The sequence below is a fragment of the Pseudoalteromonas sp. S3260 genome, from assembly GCF_005886925.1.
In the GTDB taxonomy this organism is placed as follows: Bacteria; Pseudomonadota; Gammaproteobacteria; order Enterobacterales; family Alteromonadaceae; genus Pseudoalteromonas; species Pseudoalteromonas tetraodonis.
In genome coordinates this window covers 1-15,639 of record NZ_PNCV01000003.1, presented here as the reverse complement: position 1 = coordinate 15,639, position 15,639 = coordinate 1, and the positions used below count along the sequence as shown (strand labels likewise).

At 40.1% G+C, this 15,639-nt stretch carries 18 protein-coding genes; 12 read left to right on the top strand and 6 right to left on the bottom strand.

What is annotated here, in order from left to right:
- Positions 1 to 83: 83 nt before the first annotated feature.
- A complete protein-coding gene (fabR, locus tag CWC14_RS00490) occupies positions 84 to 701 on the bottom strand; it encodes an HTH-type transcriptional repressor FabR (RefSeq protein WP_013466159.1) in 618 nt (205 codons plus the stop codon).
- Between the two features lie 129 nt (positions 702 to 830).
- Between fabR and CWC14_RS00485 the strand changes: the two genes are divergently transcribed.
- Both CWC14_RS00485 and sthA read left to right on the top strand, forming a co-directional pair.
- A complete protein-coding gene (locus CWC14_RS00485; protein ID WP_024602170.1) occupies positions 831 to 1,964 on the top strand; it encodes an acyl-CoA desaturase in 1,134 nt (377 codons plus the stop codon).
- Between the two features lie 13 nt (positions 1,965 to 1,977).
- The gene (sthA, locus tag CWC14_RS00480; protein WP_171036809.1) at positions 1,978 to 3,408 is read left to right on the top strand and encodes a Si-specific NAD(P)(+) transhydrogenase; all 1,431 of its coding nucleotides are present in this window, start codon (positions 1,978 to 1,980) and stop codon (positions 3,406 to 3,408) included.
- A gap of 73 nt (positions 3,409 to 3,481) precedes the next feature.
- On the opposite strand, the gene hemE is transcribed toward sthA, so the two are convergent.
- On the bottom strand, positions 3,482 to 4,546 hold the full coding sequence (gene hemE, locus CWC14_RS00475; RefSeq protein ID WP_013466162.1) for a uroporphyrinogen decarboxylase: 1,065 nt from the start codon (positions 4,544 to 4,546) through the stop codon (positions 3,482 to 3,484).
- 507 nt (positions 4,547 to 5,053) lie between these two features.
- On the opposite strand from hemE, the gene CWC14_RS00470 reads away from it, so the two are divergent.
- Positions 5,054 to 5,524, top strand: a complete 471-nt coding sequence (locus CWC14_RS00470; RefSeq protein ID WP_013466164.1) for an Rsd/AlgQ family anti-sigma factor — start codon at positions 5,054 to 5,056, stop codon at positions 5,522 to 5,524.
- A 59-nt stretch (positions 5,525 to 5,583) separates the two neighbouring features.
- Here CWC14_RS00470 and fkpA read toward each other — a convergent pair whose 3' ends face one another.
- A complete protein-coding gene (gene fkpA, locus CWC14_RS00465; RefSeq protein WP_028834821.1) occupies positions 5,584 to 6,336 on the bottom strand; it encodes an FKBP-type peptidyl-prolyl cis-trans isomerase in 753 nt (250 codons plus the stop codon).
- A 195-nt stretch (positions 6,337 to 6,531) separates the two neighbouring features.
- Between fkpA and CWC14_RS00460 the strand changes: the two genes are divergently transcribed.
- On the top strand, positions 6,532 to 7,530 hold the full coding sequence (locus tag CWC14_RS00460) for a WD40 repeat domain-containing protein (RefSeq protein WP_013466166.1): 999 nt from the start codon (positions 6,532 to 6,534) through the stop codon (positions 7,528 to 7,530).
- Positions 7,517 to 7,732 carry a SlyX family protein gene (locus tag CWC14_RS00455; RefSeq protein WP_013466167.1) on the top strand — a complete coding sequence of 72 codons (216 nt, stop codon included), beginning with the start codon at positions 7,517 to 7,519 and terminating at the stop codon, positions 7,730 to 7,732. Before CWC14_RS00460 ends, CWC14_RS00455 begins: the two co-directional genes overlap by 14 nt.
- A gap of 11 nt (positions 7,733 to 7,743) precedes the next feature.
- Here the strand turns inward: CWC14_RS00455 and CWC14_RS00450 are convergent, their stop codons facing one another.
- On the bottom strand, positions 7,744 to 7,947 hold the full coding sequence (locus CWC14_RS00450; protein WP_008114218.1) for a YheV family putative zinc ribbon protein: 204 nt from the start codon (positions 7,945 to 7,947) through the stop codon (positions 7,744 to 7,746).
- Positions 7,948 to 8,079: 132 nt separating this feature from the next.
- On the opposite strand from CWC14_RS00450, the gene CWC14_RS00445 reads away from it, so the two are divergent.
- Together CWC14_RS00445 and CWC14_RS00440 are read left to right on the top strand one after the other, a co-directional pair.
- Positions 8,080 to 9,999 carry an ATP-binding cassette domain-containing protein gene (locus CWC14_RS00445; protein ID WP_076922624.1) on the top strand — a complete coding sequence of 640 codons (1,920 nt, stop codon included), beginning with the start codon at positions 8,080 to 8,082 and terminating at the stop codon, positions 9,997 to 9,999.
- Entirely contained in the window at positions 9,986 to 10,402 is a 417-nt protein-coding gene (locus CWC14_RS00440; protein ID WP_076922623.1) for a TIGR02444 family protein, read from the top strand. The genes CWC14_RS00445 and CWC14_RS00440 overlap by 14 nt, the downstream gene beginning before the upstream one ends.
- Positions 10,403 to 10,479: 77 nt before the next feature.
- On the opposite strand, the gene CWC14_RS00435 is transcribed toward CWC14_RS00440, so the two are convergent.
- Positions 10,480 to 10,713: a helix-turn-helix transcriptional regulator gene (locus CWC14_RS00435; protein ID WP_013466171.1), complete on the bottom strand. Its 234-nt coding sequence runs from the start codon at positions 10,711 to 10,713 to the stop codon at positions 10,480 to 10,482.
- Positions 10,706 to 11,206, bottom strand: a complete 501-nt coding sequence (locus CWC14_RS00430; RefSeq protein WP_138560675.1) for a hypothetical protein — start codon at positions 11,204 to 11,206, stop codon at positions 10,706 to 10,708. Before CWC14_RS00430 ends, CWC14_RS00435 begins: the two co-directional genes overlap by 8 nt.
- A 589-nt stretch (positions 11,207 to 11,795) precedes the next feature.
- Here CWC14_RS00430 and CWC14_RS00425 point away from each other — a divergent pair.
- From CWC14_RS00425 to CWC14_RS19570, 5 genes are all read left to right on the top strand, one after another.
- Positions 11,796 to 12,788, top strand: coding sequence for a hydrolase (locus tag CWC14_RS00425; protein WP_090495166.1), 993 nt, complete (start codon positions 11,796 to 11,798; stop codon positions 12,786 to 12,788).
- Positions 12,785 to 13,030 carry a YheU family protein gene (locus tag CWC14_RS00420; RefSeq protein ID WP_008114225.1) on the top strand — a complete coding sequence of 82 codons (246 nt, stop codon included), beginning with the start codon at positions 12,785 to 12,787 and terminating at the stop codon, positions 13,028 to 13,030. Before CWC14_RS00425 ends, CWC14_RS00420 begins: the two co-directional genes overlap by 4 nt.
- Before the next feature lie 60 nt (positions 13,031 to 13,090).
- Positions 13,091 to 14,281 (top strand): dipeptidase, encoded by a 1,191-nt coding sequence (locus CWC14_RS00415; RefSeq protein WP_138560673.1) that lies wholly within the window; start codon positions 13,091 to 13,093, stop codon positions 14,279 to 14,281.
- Between the two features lie 174 nt (positions 14,282 to 14,455).
- Entirely contained in the window at positions 14,456 to 14,803 is a 348-nt protein-coding gene (locus tag CWC14_RS19575; RefSeq protein ID WP_249928663.1) for a hypothetical protein, read from the top strand.
- 162 nt (positions 14,804 to 14,965) lie between these two features.
- Positions 14,966 to 15,367: a hypothetical protein gene (locus CWC14_RS19570; RefSeq protein WP_249928662.1), complete on the top strand. Its 402-nt coding sequence runs from the start codon at positions 14,966 to 14,968 to the stop codon at positions 15,365 to 15,367.
- Positions 15,368 to 15,639: the final 272 nt, after the last annotated feature.

Below are 15,639 nucleotides of genomic sequence, written 5' to 3'. Positions count from 1 at the left end.
TAAAAAATTTAACCTCAGAGGGCGTGGCGTTTAAATTAACAAGCACCGTAAAGTACAGTGCTTATTTTAACTTTTTTTAATATTTACTCTTTCTTTTCTGCGCGTACGTAATTTGACGCACCACGAGTAATATAGCGTAACTGCCAAATAACTCGCTCAATTAATTCATCGCGCTGCTGACCTTCAATATCTAGCGCTTCGGCGCCAGCATTAAATACCAACGTAACCATAGCCTCTGCCTGAATATACGCATGAATCGCATCACAGGGCGTTTCACTTTCTAAATAATGAGCAAGTTCTAAAATAAAGTGTTTCACTTCACGTGCTACTGCCGCTCTAAATGCTTTTGAGGTACCCGAGCGCTCACGCAGCAATAACCTAAATTGATTACTAGAGTTATCAATAAACTCCATAAAAGTAACCACAGACGTATTTATTACACTGCCGCCACTGGCTATTCGCCTACGAGCTTGACGCATCAGCTGACGCAGCGTTAAACCCGCTTCATCAACCATGGTTAAACCTAGCTCGTTCATATCTTTAAAGTGACGATAAAAAGAGGTGGGCGCAATACCGGCTTCGCGCGCTACTTCACGCAAGCTCAAATTTGAAAAGCTATGATCAGCACTAAGCTGATTAAAAGCAGCTTCAATTAATGCTTGTCGTGTTTTTTGTTTCTGTTGTGCTCTAACGCCCGACATCAACAGCTCCCTGAATGAATTTGTAATAAATTTTTAATTAAAAAATAGCTAATAGTACAGTCTAATACTTGACGGCAGCAGATTGAAATATTATTTTAGCGTACAGTTGTACGCTGAGAAATGAGAAAGATGAAAAAACCACCACTTATATGGACCAACGTCCTTTTCTTTAGCCTGACGTTTTTGGCTGCTGTTACACTTGTACCTTGGTATGGGTTTAACTATGGCTTTACAGGCACACAATGGGCTGCTTTTGTAGCTTGCATGTTTTTCGCGGGATTATCGATCACTGCGGGTTACCATCGTTTATGGGCGCACAAAACTTACAATGCACACCCGGTCGTTGAATTTATTTTTGCCTTAGGCGGCGCGTTTGCTTTGCAAAACAGTGCACTGCATTGGAGCAGCGATCATCGTATTCACCACGGTCAAGTTGATGACCCTGTAAAAGACCCTTATGCCGCTACCAACGGCTTTTGGTATAGTCACATTGGCTGGATGCTGCGCGACTACCAAGGCGATAGCTACGGTGATTACAGCAATTGCCGCGACCTACAACGCAATAAAATTGTGATGTGGCAACATAAACATTATTTAAAGCTGGTAGTAGCCATGAATGTTGGTTTACCACTGGTATTAGGTTTAATGTTAGGTGATGTGTGGGGCATGTTATTACTAGCGGGATTACTTCGTTTAGTATTGAGTCAGCACTTTACCTTTTTTATTAACTCAGTAGCACACATTTGGGGTTCACGCCCTTACACTGAAAAAAATACCGCGAGAGACAATGGCTTTTTAGCACTATTTACCTACGGTGAGGGTTATCATAACTTTCATCATATTTTTGCGAGCGATTACCGCAATGGCATTAAATGGTTTCATTACGACCCAACTAAATGGATGATCCGCTCGTTAGCTGCACTTGGTTTAGCGAGTAAATTAAAGCGCACACCGGTTGAGCGCATAGAAAAAGCTAAAGCAGAAACCTTGATGAGCAAAACGCAAGGTCGACTCGCAAAATTGCCTTTAGCGCAAGATAAGCTTACATTATTACAACAAGAGTACGATTTGTTGCTTAAAAAACTGCAAAATTATTGCTCATTACAAAAACAAGTGTTGGAAGCTAAAAAAAATAATATGGCAAAGCAGTGTGAAAAGTCGGCATTAATGGCACAATATCACGAGCTTGAAGCCGCCTGGGAAACACAAAAACAGGCATGGCTAGCACTTAATGCGAGGTTATTAAAAGCCTCTTTTAGTTAAAATAGGAGTGGCTGTGGCCAAACAACCAGAAAAGAAAAAAGTACCCGTGAGCTACCAATATGATGCAATCATTATTGGCACGGGTCCTGGCGGTGAAGGGACCGCTATGAACCTCTCTAAAAGTAACAAAAAAGTAGCAGTTATTGAACGCCAAACAGCCGTGGGTGGTGGCTGTGTACATTGGGGTACCATTCCTTCAAAGGCACTTCGTCATTCTGTTAGTCGCTACATTGAATACAAAGCAAATCCTTTATTTAACGTAGGCGAGCGTCCGGTAAGACTTACCTTTCCTGATATTTTACGCCATGCCAGTTCGGTAATTTCAAAGCAGTCAAACTTACGCAGCAGTTTTTACGATCGTAACCGCATTCATATGTTTCAAGGCGACGCTAGCTTTGTTGATAAGCACACTATTGAAATTAGACGTAATGACGGTTCTACTGAGCGCCTTACTGCACAAACGATTGTCATTGCTACCGGCTCACGACCTTATCGCCCACCAGGGGTTGATTTCACCCACTCACGAATTTACGAAAGTGACACTATTTTAGGCCTTGAACACGACCCGCATCGCGTACTTATATACGGCGCGGGTGTAATTGGTTGTGAATATGCGTCTATCTTTAAAGGGCTAGGTGCCAAAGTCGACTTAGTGAATACTCGCGATCGCTTATTGGCGTTCATGGATGCTGAAATATCTGATGCATTAAGCTATCACTTTTGGAATAGCGGTATTGTAATTCGTCATAACGAAGAGTTTGATCGCATTGAAACCCGTGATGACTGCGTTGTTATGCATTTAAAATCGGGCAAACGTGTTAAAGCTGACTGTATTTTATTTGCCAATGGACGAACCGGTAACACTGATACCCTTAATTTAGAAGCCATTGGCTTAAAAGCAGATAGCCGCGGACAGATAAAAGTAAACGAAACCTACCAAACAGAAGTAGACAATGTATACGCAGTAGGCGATGTTATTGGCTACCCAAGCCTTGCTAGTGCTGCATTTGACCAAGGTCGAATTGCCGCAGATGCCATTGCTTCTGGTAACTGCGATGAAAAGCTGATTATTGATATTCCAGCCGGTATTTATACTATTCCTGAAATGAGTTCTGTTGGTAAAACAGAGCAGCAATTAACTGCCGCAAAAGTACCGTATGAAGTGGGGCGTGCGCAATTTAAACACTTAGCCCGTGCGCAAATTGCAGGTACCGATGTGGGTAGTTTAAAAATATTGTTCCATACAGAAACCAAAGAAGTACTTGGCGTGCATTGCTTTGGTGAGCGTGCTTCTGAGATTGTTCACATTGGCCAAGCTATTATGGAACAAAAAAATGGTGGCAATACCATCGACTACTTTGTAAATACTACGTTTAACTACCCAACAATGGCAGAAGCTTATCGAGTTGCGGCATTAAATGGCTTAAACCGCTTGTTTAAGTAATATTAAGCACTAGGTAACAAAAAGCCCGCTTGAATCAAGCGGGCTTTTTTAATAACTCATCGTTATTTAGAAACTATTTATGATATTGCGCACTTAATTCATGCACGGCGTTAATGAATACACCGGCATTTTCTGGGTCAACATCTGGTGTAATACCGTGGCCTAAATTAAATACATGACCATTGCCAGTGCCAAAGTCTTCTAAAATAGTGCCGACTTCTTGGCGAATACGATCTGGCGTACCATGAAGCATTGATGGGTCCATATTACCTTGCAGTGCAACTTTATCGCCGACACGGCGTTTAGCATCGCCAATGTTAATAGTCCAATCTAAACCTACTGCGTCACAGCCCGTTGCGGCAATCGCTTCAATCCACTGACCACCGTTTTTGGTAAATAAAGTAACCGGTACTTTACGGCCATCGTATTCACGAATTAAGCCATCAACAATTTTATGCATGTATTGCAATGAAAATTCATTGTAATCACGCGGGCTTAGTACACCACCCCATGAGTCAAATACCATTAGCGATTGCGCACCCGCTTTAACTTGCGCGTTTAAGTAATCTATCACCGAATCAGCTAGTTTATCGAGTAATAAATGCAGTGTTTGCGGCTCAGCAAACGCCATTTTTTTGATTTTACCAAATACTTTACTGCTACCACCTTCAACCATGTAAGTTGCAAGTGTCCAAGGCGAACCAGAAAAACCAATTAATGGCACTTCGCCTTTAAGTTCACGACGAATAGTGCTCACTGCGTTCATTACATAGCCAAGCTCATCGGTAGGATCAAGTTTAGGAATTTTTTTAACATCAGCTAGTGACGAAATTGGGCGTTCAAACTTAGGGCCTTCGCCGGTTTCGAAGTACAAGCCTAATCCCATTGCATCGGGAATAGTTAAAATATCACTAAACAAAATAGCTGCATCTAATGGGTAACGGCGCAAAGGCTGTAATGTTACTTCACAGGCTAACTCAGCATTTCTACACAGGCTCATAAAATCGCCCGCTTGTGCACGTGTAGCACGGTATTCAGGTAAATAACGTCCTGCTTGACGCATCATCCATACCGGCGTGACATCAACAGGTTGCTTGGCAAGGGCACGTAAATAACGGTCGTTTTTTAATTCGCTCATAGCGTATAGAGTCCTAGGGCTTTTAGAAATTGTGCAAGATTGTACCACCATATTCACGCCCCCTCTATCGCTAAGCGATTAAATCGCTACAGAGTAGCGCTAGATCAAGTAATTTTTAATTTTCATGTTGCTTTGTACATAAAACAACCAAACAAACGTTAATAATAAAAACTTTTCATTAAACTATTTGCAACATCTAAAAAAGCTTGATATTGTATCTCCCGCGTTAACAAAACAATAACAAAAATTGTTAATATAAAAATAATAAAAATCTCTAATAAAAATAAGAATGCTTGTTTAAACAAGTCTAATAAAGAAATTAAACCACCGTAATAGGTGGTTTTTTCTTGCCTGGAATAAATTACTTACAACTTATACCCTTAAACAAAATTCCCTCTGGTATTACATCTATTTTACTTGTTGATATACACGCCAATTAAATATATCTTGGATAACATAAGTTTTATTTTTAATTTAAAAAATCCAACCCAGCTTAGGAGAAAAATTATGCTGAAGCGTGTAGAAAAAGCTCAACAAAAGTGGGGGGGTAGCCATACGGTCATCGATAATTGGTTAAACGAACGCCAAGAGCTGATTGTGCTTTACTGTAAAATTGCAGGCTTTTCACCTTATGAGAAAAAAGATCAGTCTTTGCCTGAACCATCACAAATTCAGGCATTTTGCCAAATTTTAATGGATTATTTATCGGCCGGCCACTTTGAAGTGTACGACGATATTGCTAAAGCCTGCGAAAAGAAAGGCCTAGAAAGCCAGCAACTCGCTAATACGATATACCCACGTATTTCAGATACCACTGACATCGCTCTGGATTTCAACGATAAGTACGCTGAGGTAGACGCTGAAGATTTACTAGAAGGCTTTGATAATGATCTTTCAGTAATGGGTGAAGCACTCGAAGCGCGCTTTGCACTTGAAGATGAGCTGATTGATAACTTATTTTCTAATCACACTGACTAATTAGTTATTCAACGTAATAAAAAAGGGACCTAAGGTCCCTTTTTTATTATCTATAACGCTTATTCTGCAGCGGCAGCTTCTGCATCATTTTGAATTTCTAATAATTCAACTTCAAAAATAAGTGTTGAATTAGCAGGAATTTTACCTAAGTCACGATCGCCGTAAGCAAGGTCTGAAGGAATAGTAAATTTGTACTTAGACCCTACAGGCATAAGTTGTAAACCTTCAGTCCAACCAGGAATTACACGGTTTAGTGGGAACGTTGTCGGCTCGTTACGTGAGTAAGAGCTATCGAACTCAGTACCGTCTAACAATGTGCCTTTATAATGTACTTTAACCACATCAGTTGCTACTGGTTTTGCGCCTTCGCCTTCGCTCATTACTTCGTACTGTAAACCAGACTCAGTAACCATCACGCCTTCTTTTTTAGCGTTATCAGCTAGGTATTTTTCACCTTCAGCTTTGCTTTTTTCAGACTCTACTTTTGCTTTTTCTTCTTGTTTAGTACGCACTGACTCATCTAATGCTGTTAAAACTTCACGAATTTTCTCTTCGTCAATTTTTGCATTACCCGCAAGTGCATCTTCAAAGCCTCGCATTAATAAAGCTTGGTCTAATTCAATACCAATTTCTTTTTTATCCGCTAGGTCTTTATTTAAAAAGTTACCCACAGATGCACCAATACCGTACGCTTGTTGCTGTGCTACAGTATCTAGCTTAACGTCTGCTTGCTCTTTTTTTGCTTCTTGATTACAAGCTGTAAGCGCTAAAACTGACGCTGCAATCAATGACAATTTAATCGTCTTTCTCATTTTAAATCTCCGACACACTTTGCAGTTGCCATTTATTGTAATATTACTAGTTAAAGATTAACGGCCTACATGGTAGGCTGCTTGTTTAATAGCTAAACTAAAAACATATCCAGTGATTAGACAAACAACCTAGGCGTTTTTCGCAACCTAGTCTAACCTCTCAGTCACTAAGAGTTAAGAGGAAATACCTGTAATATGTCGTTATTTCGTACTTTTTTAGTCGCCACTTGCTGTTTATTAACAATTGCATGTAGTGATGAAAAACAACAAGCAGTGGCCAGTTTTGAGCACACTGCACAGGGCGCCTTTTCATCTGCGTTATCGCACGATGGTCAATACAGCTTAGTGTCTTCTATCCATCATGGGGTCGCCCTTTGGGATAATCAACAGCAAGCGCTTAAATACCAATGGTTTCAACAGCAGGCTGAAGATAGCTTAGTTTATGCCGTAGCCATTGCTTTTGATAATAGCGTGGCTGTTACCGCCGAAAAAACCACCTTTGCGGTCTGGGATATTGCCACTGGCAAAAATAAAGGTTTTTATAAAATACAAAAAGCCAGCATTCGCGATATTGCCATTAGCAACCAAGGCCAAAGTGTTGTTTACGGGCGCAGCGATGGCGTTGTGGTATTTATAAACCTTAACACTGGCAGACGCATTGAATTTTTAGGCCATCAAGAAAAAGTAAACACCGTAGACCTATCACCTAATGGGCGCTATGCATTGAGCGGCTCTAACGATTATGTTGCCTACTTATGGGATACTCAAAGTGGGCAAGTAGTTCATCGCTTTAATCACCCAACCCGAGTAACGCAGGTCGCTTTAGATCCTCAAGGGCGCTATGCTTTTACCGCCGACAGTATGGCACAAGCAAATGTATGGAAGCTGACTACAGGTGACCTTGTTAGTAAACTAAAGTATATTGCGCGTCAGAAAATTTTTACCGCAGTGCGCTTTAACGATCAAGGCACTTTATTAGCAACCGGTTCACCCAATAAACGGGTTGATTTATGGCAGCTAACCAGCGGTGAAAAAATTCAAACATGGCAAGTCACTCCGCGAGAAGGCAGTAAGCCCAAATCGGCAGTGGTACTTGATGTGGCATTTACAGATAACGGTAAATCATTGTTAACTGAAAGCTCAAGCGGAATCGCTGAGCGCTTTATTATACGAGAACCAAATGAACACAATTGAACATCGGCTAATGGAACTTGAGGCTAAAGTGGCTTTTCAAGACGAAACAATTGAAATTTTGAATGATGAAATAAAAGTTCACCAGCAACAGTTGGCAAAAATAAAGCGCCAAACCGAGTTGCTGGCTGAAAAACTTAAAGAGTCGCAAGCATCGCAACCTATGATGTCGAATATGCCGGAGCCTCCGCCACCGCATTACTAAACTGTTTAGGTTTAGTCGCCTGGGTTAAACACGCCAATGATCTGTTCAAATTGGCGTGTTGATGCCTGCACAGCCTGCTCTGGTTGAGCCATTTTATGACCACACTGCATACATTCAACTTTTTCTACGTCATGCTCTTTGTAGAGCATTAACATATCCATGGTTTTACACTCAGGACACGTTGCTCCAGCAATAAATCGTTTTTTATGTTTCACTTCGTTTTTCCTACCATTTTGACTGACGTTATTTTATCGCAATATTTGCCTACTTGATACGATTGATATAGCTAATAAGATCCGTGTTATAATGGCCGCAATTCAATCAAGGCACAGTAAAGTAACGTATTTATGATCCAAATCTCAGAAATAGAACTGCTTCGCGGTGGCAAAGCTTTATTAAAAAATGCATCGGCTACATTATTTCCAGAGCACAAAGTAGGCCTTGTTGGTGCTAATGGCTGTGGTAAGTCAACGCTATTTAGTTTATTAAAGTCTGAGCTTTCGTTAGATGGCGGTAATTGCAGTATTCCTAAAGATTGGTCACTGGCCTCAGTAAAACAAGAAACCCCCGCCCTTGAAATAAGCGCTATAGATTACGTACTGCAAGGCCACCCTGAATATTATGCGCTACGAATTGCTTTACGTGAGGCTGAGCAAACCAATGATGGCGACACTCAAGCTAAAGTGCATATTCAGCTTGAAAATATTAAAGGCTATAGCATAGAAGCCAAGGCAGGAGAGCTATTACATGGCTTAGGCTTTGCTAATAACCAAATAGAAAACCCAGTAAGTGCATTTTCGGGTGGTTGGCGTATGCGTTTAAACTTAGCCCAAGCGCTTATTCGCGATGCCGACTTGCTGTTACTGGATGAGCCTACAAACCACCTTGATTTAGATGCTGTGTATTGGCTTGAGCGTTTTTTACGTGCCTACACTGGTACATTGGTACTGATATCTCATGACCGAGAGTTTTTAGACGCTGTGGTCGATCAAATTTGGCATATAGATAAACAACTTATTAATGTGTACAAAGGTAACTACTCGCAGTTTGAACGCCAAAAAGCTGAGCGTTTATTACAGCAGCAAGCCATGTTTGAAAAACAACAAGAACAAATTGCCCACTTAGAGCAGTTCATTACCCGCTTTAAAGCCAAAGCCAGTAAAGCCAAACAGGCACAAAGCCGTGTTAAAGCGCTAGAGCGCATGGAAAAACTTGCCCCAGCACATGTTGACTCGCCATTTGATTTTGAATTTGCTGAGCCAACCGCTCTGCCTAACCCGCTAATGACACTCGACAAAGCCAAAGCCGGTTATGGCGATGTCACCATTTTAAACAGTATTAAGCTGAACTTAGTACCAGGCAGCCGTATTGCACTACTGGGTAGAAATGGCGCAGGTAAATCAACACTGATTAAGCTGCTCTCTGGTGACTTACAACCTCAAGCAGGTGAAGTGTTTCAGCATCAGGGGTTAAACATTGGCTACTTTGCGCAGCATCAATTGGAATCACTTGATTTAAAAGCCAGTGCCGTCACTCATCTGCAACGCTTAAACCCTAAAGCCAGCGAACAATCACTGCGTGACTTTTTAGGCGGTTTTGCCTTTGTAGGCGATAAAGCACTCGACCCTGTAGCACCGTTTTCAGGCGGTGAAAAAGCCCGTTTAGTACTGGCTATGTTGGTTTATCAAAAACCAAATTTACTACTACTCGATGAGCCAACCAACCACCTTGATTTAGAAATGCGCCACGCTTTAGTTATGGCATTACAAGGCTTTGAAGGCGCTATGGTCACGGTATCGCATGACCGTCATATGCTTAAAAATACCGCCGATGAATTTTATTTAGTTGATAATGGCGAGGTCACCCAATTTGGCTACGACCTAGATGCATATTATCAGTGGCTGCTTAATGCTAATAAAGGAGCCGCTAAAAACGACACCGACGAAGAGCCAAAAGCCCATTCACAAGTTAACCGTAAAGAGCAAAAGCGCTTAGAAGCCGAGTTTAGAAAAGCGATTCAGCCGCTGAAAAAGCAAATTGAAAAACTTGAAAAGCAATTAGATAAGTTTGCTGCAGAATTAGCTGACGTTGAAGAGGCGCTCGGCGATAACACACTTTATAACGATGAAAATAAAGGCAAGCTTAAAGAGTTAATTACTAAACAAGCCACACTTACGCCTAAGCTTAATAATGTTGAAGAAGAGTTATTAATGGCCCTTGAAGAGATGGAACAAAAAGAACAGGCATTCGCCGATGAACTTGCTTAACAGCAACGATTTTTGGCAGTTTGCATGTCAGCTTTATAGCGAAGATGGCATGCAAGCGCGCCTGTTAGATTACCAAAACCTGCAAGGTAAAAACGTCAACCTATGCTTGTTGCTGTATTACTTAGATTCTCTCAATCTAGCTATTAACCAAACACAGCTGAGCAAGCTTGAACAATCAATTAGTGAGTTTGATCAGCAAGCATTAAAGCCTCTACGTACTACCCGCGCCTATTTAAAAACAAATCAAACCGAGATTACCGATTACGCCGCAATTCGAAAAGCACTTCTCGGCGCCGAGTTGAAGTTAGAAAAGCAGCAACAAATAATATTGATTGATGTAGTTAATAGTATGGATTTAACAGCCTGTTCAACGCCCAATAACAGCGATAAATATTTGGCATAATTTTTCACCATTATTTTCATCAGATCACTTATATTATGAATATTAGCTCGTTATATACGTGGTTACTTTAGTTTGTTTTATAAACCAAGCTGCATATCTTTGGCTTTGTATTGAAACACCTCTTCTAATGGCAAGTTAAAAACTATAGAAATTTTAAAAGCCACTTCTAGAGAGGGTGAATATTTATTTGCCTCAATTGCCATTACCGTTTGCCGAGTTACACCAATAGCATCTGCTAATTGCTTTTGCGTCATTTCATCGCGTAAAAAGCGTAATGTTCGAATAGAGTTAGTTATTACATACTCACTCATAAATATCACCCGTTCTACCTTTATAAAGCTGCGCTATATAGTTGACTATTTCGGCAATCAAAAAAGCACCTACCATGACGTGCATTGGTAAGTATGGAATATTATATTCGATAGCTGGGCCCCAGTTATTAGCTTCAATTTGATATTGAACAATAGCAACACAAATTCCCGTCTGTAATATTATGGCCTTGTATTTATAACCCACTAAATTTATTTGCTTTTCTCTCACATCAGGTGGCTGATTTAATTCATTATCACTGATAAATGAAAGTAATAAATAGCTCAATACTATAAGTATCACAGAATAAATTAACACCTGTAGCAATAAACCAGATAACCAAGAAACAGAACTAAGCTGCTGCGTACTCGCATTCATTAGGCTGTTTACATAAAAGTAAGATATATACACGCTTACTAGTAAATCGATACTCAGTGTCAGTTCTCTAAAACTTATGCTTTGTAAAAATTCTTTAAAGTGCTCTGAACGAGTCATATAAAGCTAACCCCAAGTAAAATATTTTTGACTTTAAAACTATAAGTTCACTCTTTAGCCATGTCAAATATATTTAACACTAGGTTTATTTTATTTAACCTAAAACAAAGCAACGGTTATTCAAAGCTGAACTTTGCTGACCATCTTTATTATAAAAAGTGATTAAAAAATCGCAGATAATTTACTAAAAAGTGCAAAATCGACTTAACTTTATTGATCAAAATCAACATCTGCATTGCCCATTTTATAATCTGTTAAATAGCTTGATCTGGATCATATCAAGCCCTGCCAAGCCAGCCTATGATTAACCCATAGACATCAGGAGGCCATTATGGACGTATTCTTTAGAGATTTTTTTAGCGACCCAGTACTATTTTTATCATTTGGATTTTTAGGCGTCGTTATTAGTTTATGCCTCTTCTTTGTGTATTTTTTCATGAAAAAAGTACACGATGCAGATATTAAAGAACAGCATTAAGCACGACGCACAAAGCGCCTTATTAGTTTACTGATTAGGCGCTTTTTATTTTTAAATATAAAAAATTTGCTACACTAGCGCTTCGTTTATTGCAAAGTGCGTAGTACAGACATGATCCCTAAGTTCAAACCCGCATGGTGGATGACCAACCGACACGTTCAAACCATAATGCCGCGTTTTTTTCGTCCTTTTCACCATACTCGCTACGAACTTGCGCAACTTGATACACCCGATGGTGACTTTATTGAGCTTGCTTGGTCACTCCCGCATAACGAAACGGCGCCGCTCGCAGTAGTACTTCATGGACTTGAAGGCAACATAAATAGTTTTTATGCCAAAGGCATGATGAAAGCATTAAAAAAGCAAGGGTTTGCAGTGGTGCTAATGCACTTTAGAAACTGCTCAACCGAAGTTAATCGCCTGCCAAGAGCCTACCATAGTGGCGACACTGCCGATTTAGCTTTTTTTATAAACCATTTAAAACAGCAATTTCCAAAGCGCCCGATTGTGGCGGTTGGCTTTTCATTGGGTGGTAATGTGCTGGCTAAATATTTAGGGGAAGAACACATTCACTGCCCGCTTAGTGCAGCCGCCGTGATATCTGCGCCCTATGATTTGTCATCATCTAGTGATGTTATTCGTAAAAGCTTAGGTAAAATTTATCAAAAATATTTGCTCGATCGGATGAAAAAGTCGATGCAACGCAAACTCCCACAAATTAAACAGCAGATACCGATCACCACTGATCAGTTAATGGAAATTGATGATTTATTAGAGTTCGATAACCAGCTTACAGCACCGCTACATGGCTTTGAAAATGCGCACGACTACTACAAAAAAGCCAGTGCCATGCCGTATTTAAAAGATATTGCGACACCCACACTAATTATTCATGCCAAAGACGACCCTATGCTGTCGATTAAAGCAGTTCCAAGTAGTCAGGATGTAAGTGAGCATGTTACGCTGCGCATCTCAGAGAGGGGCGGCCACGTAGGTTTTATTAGCGGTAACAACCCATTTAAACCCGTGTTTTGGTTAGAGCAAGTGGTGCCTGATTATTTTAAGCAATGTGTATTTAATAACACCGATAAAGAGTGGCTATGATTATTCCTTTTGAACAACTTGATAAAGACACACTGTACAACCTAATTGAAAGCTACGTTTTGCGCGAAGGCACTGACTATGGCGAACAAGAGTTCAGTATTGAAAGTAAAGTAGCGCAAGTAAATCAGCAATTAAAAAGCGGCGAAGCTATGGTGTTTTTCTCTGAGCTACATGAGTCGGTCACCATAATTTCTAAAAGTGAATTCAAAGCACTACAAAGTGAAGCGCAATTCGACGAGTAAACTTGTCAGACACGGCGTAAAAATAGACAATGGCTTTTTTAACTTAAAGAGCCATTATAAATGATAAAACTAAGCTCAATAGTTATTGCAATGTCGATTGCATTAACAGGTGCAGTACACGCAGAAATTACTCCCTCAGATAAAGTAATTAAGCTTGCACACGATACCATTTTAATCGATACCCACATTGATGTACCTTACCGTATTCACGCAAAATGGGCTGATGTAACTAAAGCTACTGATGGCGGCGATTTTGATTACCCTCGTGCAGTAAAAGGCGGTTTAAACGCGCCATTTATGTCGATTTATATTCCTGCTCATTTAGAGTTTGAAGGCAAAGGCAAAAGCCTTCAATTAGCGAATCAACTTATTGATGGTATGGAAGCAATTGCACAACGTGCACCTGACAAGTTTGCCATTGCCAGCTCAACAAGCGATATCGAAGCACAATTTAAGCAAGGTAAAATGTCGATTGCTATGGGCATGGAAAACGGCTCACCCATTGAAGGCGATTTAAACAACCTACAGCATTTTTTTGACCGTGGTGTGCGCTATATCACCCTTGCTCACTCGCAAAGCAACCATATTTCTGACTCATCATACGATATTCGTCGCAAGTGGAAAGGCCTAAGCCCATTTGGTAAAGAACTAGTAAAAGAGATGAATAACATCGGCATGCTGATTGATGTGTCTCATATCTCGGACGATGCGTTTTATCAAGTGATGGAACTGTCTAACACCCCTGTGATTGCATCACACTCATCACTACGTAAATACACACCAGGTTTTGAGCGTAATATGAATGACGACATGTTATTAGCTCTTAAAAAGAACGGTGGTGTTATTCAAATTAACTTTGGTTCAAGCTTTGTTACTGCTAAAGCAGGTACGTGGGGCAAACAGTTAAAAAGTAAAAAAGAAGCGGTAAAAAAAGATGGTACTAAGTTAAGTAAAGATTTTGATGCGATGTACCGCGCTAAAAACCCTTACCCATTTGCAAGCTTAGAGCAAGTGCTTGATCATATTGATCACGTTGTGAAGTTAATTGGTATAGAGCATGTTGGTATTGGCTCTGATTACGACGGTGTAGGTGACTCACTGCCTATCGGCTTAAAAGATGTGTCTAGCTACCCAAACCTTGTACAAGGCTTAGTGGATAGAGGCTACAGCGATAGCGATATTAAAAAGATTTTAAGCGGCAATACGCTAAGAGTGTGGAAGCAAGCTGAGCAATACGCAAAATCTCATTAAGCTTTACGCGCTAGGCTTAGGTCTAGCGCTTATAGCCACTTTAAACACCGTATTTCGCCACTCACGCCCCGCATTCTTAATTAACCTGTATATTTAACCCTCATTTAACACACTTTTTAACAGACTTATATTTCGAAAACAGATAAATTACCCATTTTAGAGGCAGATTATTTTATGACTATAAACAAAGGAACTATTGCGATTGCTATAGCAACACTTGCCTTGGTAATTTCATGCTACGGAACATTTTTTAAAGATCAGGCCAGTTCGCTTAATAAACCCAACCAGCAACAGCTAAGCTCCACAGTTTCTATTAGTACTCCTGCAGAATACCAGCAATCAAATGAAGCCCTAATTGACGAACTAAGCAAGAAAGTAAGTTCGCTACAACGCAAAATAGCAAACTTAAAACTGCACGCTAATGACTCTTATCAAGAACAAGATACCGACGAATTTAAGGAGCTTGTTCTTGACGTACTAGAGGAAAAACAGCAGCAAGAAGATGAAAAACGACGTGAGTAAAATCCTCTTTATAGCTTTTATGCAGATTTACCAGAAGACTATGATTTAAGGATCAAATCAGAACCTGATTATGCTAAACAAATAAACTCTCAATTAAGAGAGCAAACTTTAGATCCAAGCATCTCTGATTTAAATAGGTTAGCTGCACTGAGCCAACTGCAAATGAATATGTATATTCTAAATAAATCTACTATGCCTGAGTATGACTATGAAGTAGTGGGTAACATTTTAAATTTAGCGAACAACAGTAGTGACGAAAAATTTAAAATTCAAGCTGTTGAGTTATCAACTCAAACACCGGTACTTGATTACCGCCTTGCAGAGCAATTTACAAACTTGTTAGAGCAAGACTCGAATGATTATATCCGTCGCTTAGCTGCACAAGGGTTGATGGCGCAATACTACCAAGCTCAAAATAAACAAGGTGGTTATACGAAGCAAATGGCGCAACATCTACTTTCAGTTTATGACAACAGCTCTGACAATACAGTCAGGGCAACGCTTGACGAAATGATGGGTAACCAAGATATGCTTGATGAATTACGTAAGAATGCTGGTTACTAACTAATTAAGTCCATACTCCTACTTTGTTACAGCAATAACATTAATAATTACACTTTACCTCAGGCATAAAAAAACCGAGACTGAGCTCGGGTTTTATTAATGCTTAATGCATTACAACTAATGATTACTCTACGATAGTTGCTACAAAGCACCGATGCCTAAGGTAAGAGCGCCACCTTCACATGAAGTAAATTGCAGACATTAAAAAACCCGAGGCTAAGCTCGGGTTTTTTCGTATTAATTAGCTAGGCTAATTATTACTCTACGATAGT

Excerpts from the sequence above, each read along its gene's own strand:
- fabR (WP_013466159.1), bottom strand. The coding sequence starts at position 701 with ATGTCGGGCGTTAGAGCACAACAGAAACAAAAAACACGACAAGCATTA.
- fkpA (WP_028834821.1), bottom strand. The coding sequence starts at position 6,336 with ATGAGAAAGACGATTAAATTGTCATTGATTGCAGCGTCAGTTTTAGCG.
- CWC14_RS00485 (WP_024602170.1), top strand. The coding sequence starts at position 831 with ATGAAAAAACCACCACTTATATGGACCAACGTCCTTTTCTTTAGCCTG.
- CWC14_RS00435 (WP_013466171.1), bottom strand. The coding sequence starts at position 10,713 with ATGAGTGAGTATGTAATAACTAACTCTATTCGAACATTACGCTTTTTA.
- hemE (WP_013466162.1), bottom strand. The coding sequence starts at position 4,546 with ATGAGCGAATTAAAAAACGACCGTTATTTACGTGCCCTTGCCAAGCAA.
- CWC14_RS00445 (WP_076922624.1), top strand. The coding sequence starts at position 8,080 with ATGATCCAAATCTCAGAAATAGAACTGCTTCGCGGTGGCAAAGCTTTA.
- CWC14_RS00440 (WP_076922623.1), top strand. The coding sequence starts at position 9,986 with ATGAACTTGCTTAACAGCAACGATTTTTGGCAGTTTGCATGTCAGCTT.
- CWC14_RS00420 (WP_008114225.1), top strand. The coding sequence starts at position 12,785 with ATGATTATTCCTTTTGAACAACTTGATAAAGACACACTGTACAACCTA.
- CWC14_RS00425 (WP_090495166.1), top strand. The coding sequence starts at position 11,796 with ATGATCCCTAAGTTCAAACCCGCATGGTGGATGACCAACCGACACGTT.
- CWC14_RS00430 (WP_138560675.1), bottom strand. The coding sequence starts at position 11,206 with ATGACTCGTTCAGAGCACTTTAAAGAATTTTTACAAAGCATAAGTTTT.
- CWC14_RS00460 (WP_013466166.1), top strand. The coding sequence starts at position 6,532 with ATGTCGTTATTTCGTACTTTTTTAGTCGCCACTTGCTGTTTATTAACA.
- CWC14_RS00415 (WP_138560673.1), top strand. The coding sequence starts at position 13,091 with ATGATAAAACTAAGCTCAATAGTTATTGCAATGTCGATTGCATTAACA.
- CWC14_RS19575 (WP_249928663.1), top strand. The coding sequence starts at position 14,456 with ATGACTATAAACAAAGGAACTATTGCGATTGCTATAGCAACACTTGCC.
- CWC14_RS00470 (WP_013466164.1), top strand. The coding sequence starts at position 5,054 with ATGCTGAAGCGTGTAGAAAAAGCTCAACAAAAGTGGGGGGGTAGCCAT.
- CWC14_RS00455 (WP_013466167.1), top strand. The coding sequence starts at position 7,517 with ATGAACACAATTGAACATCGGCTAATGGAACTTGAGGCTAAAGTGGCT.
- CWC14_RS19570 (WP_249928662.1), top strand. The coding sequence starts at position 14,966 with ATGAATATGTATATTCTAAATAAATCTACTATGCCTGAGTATGACTAT.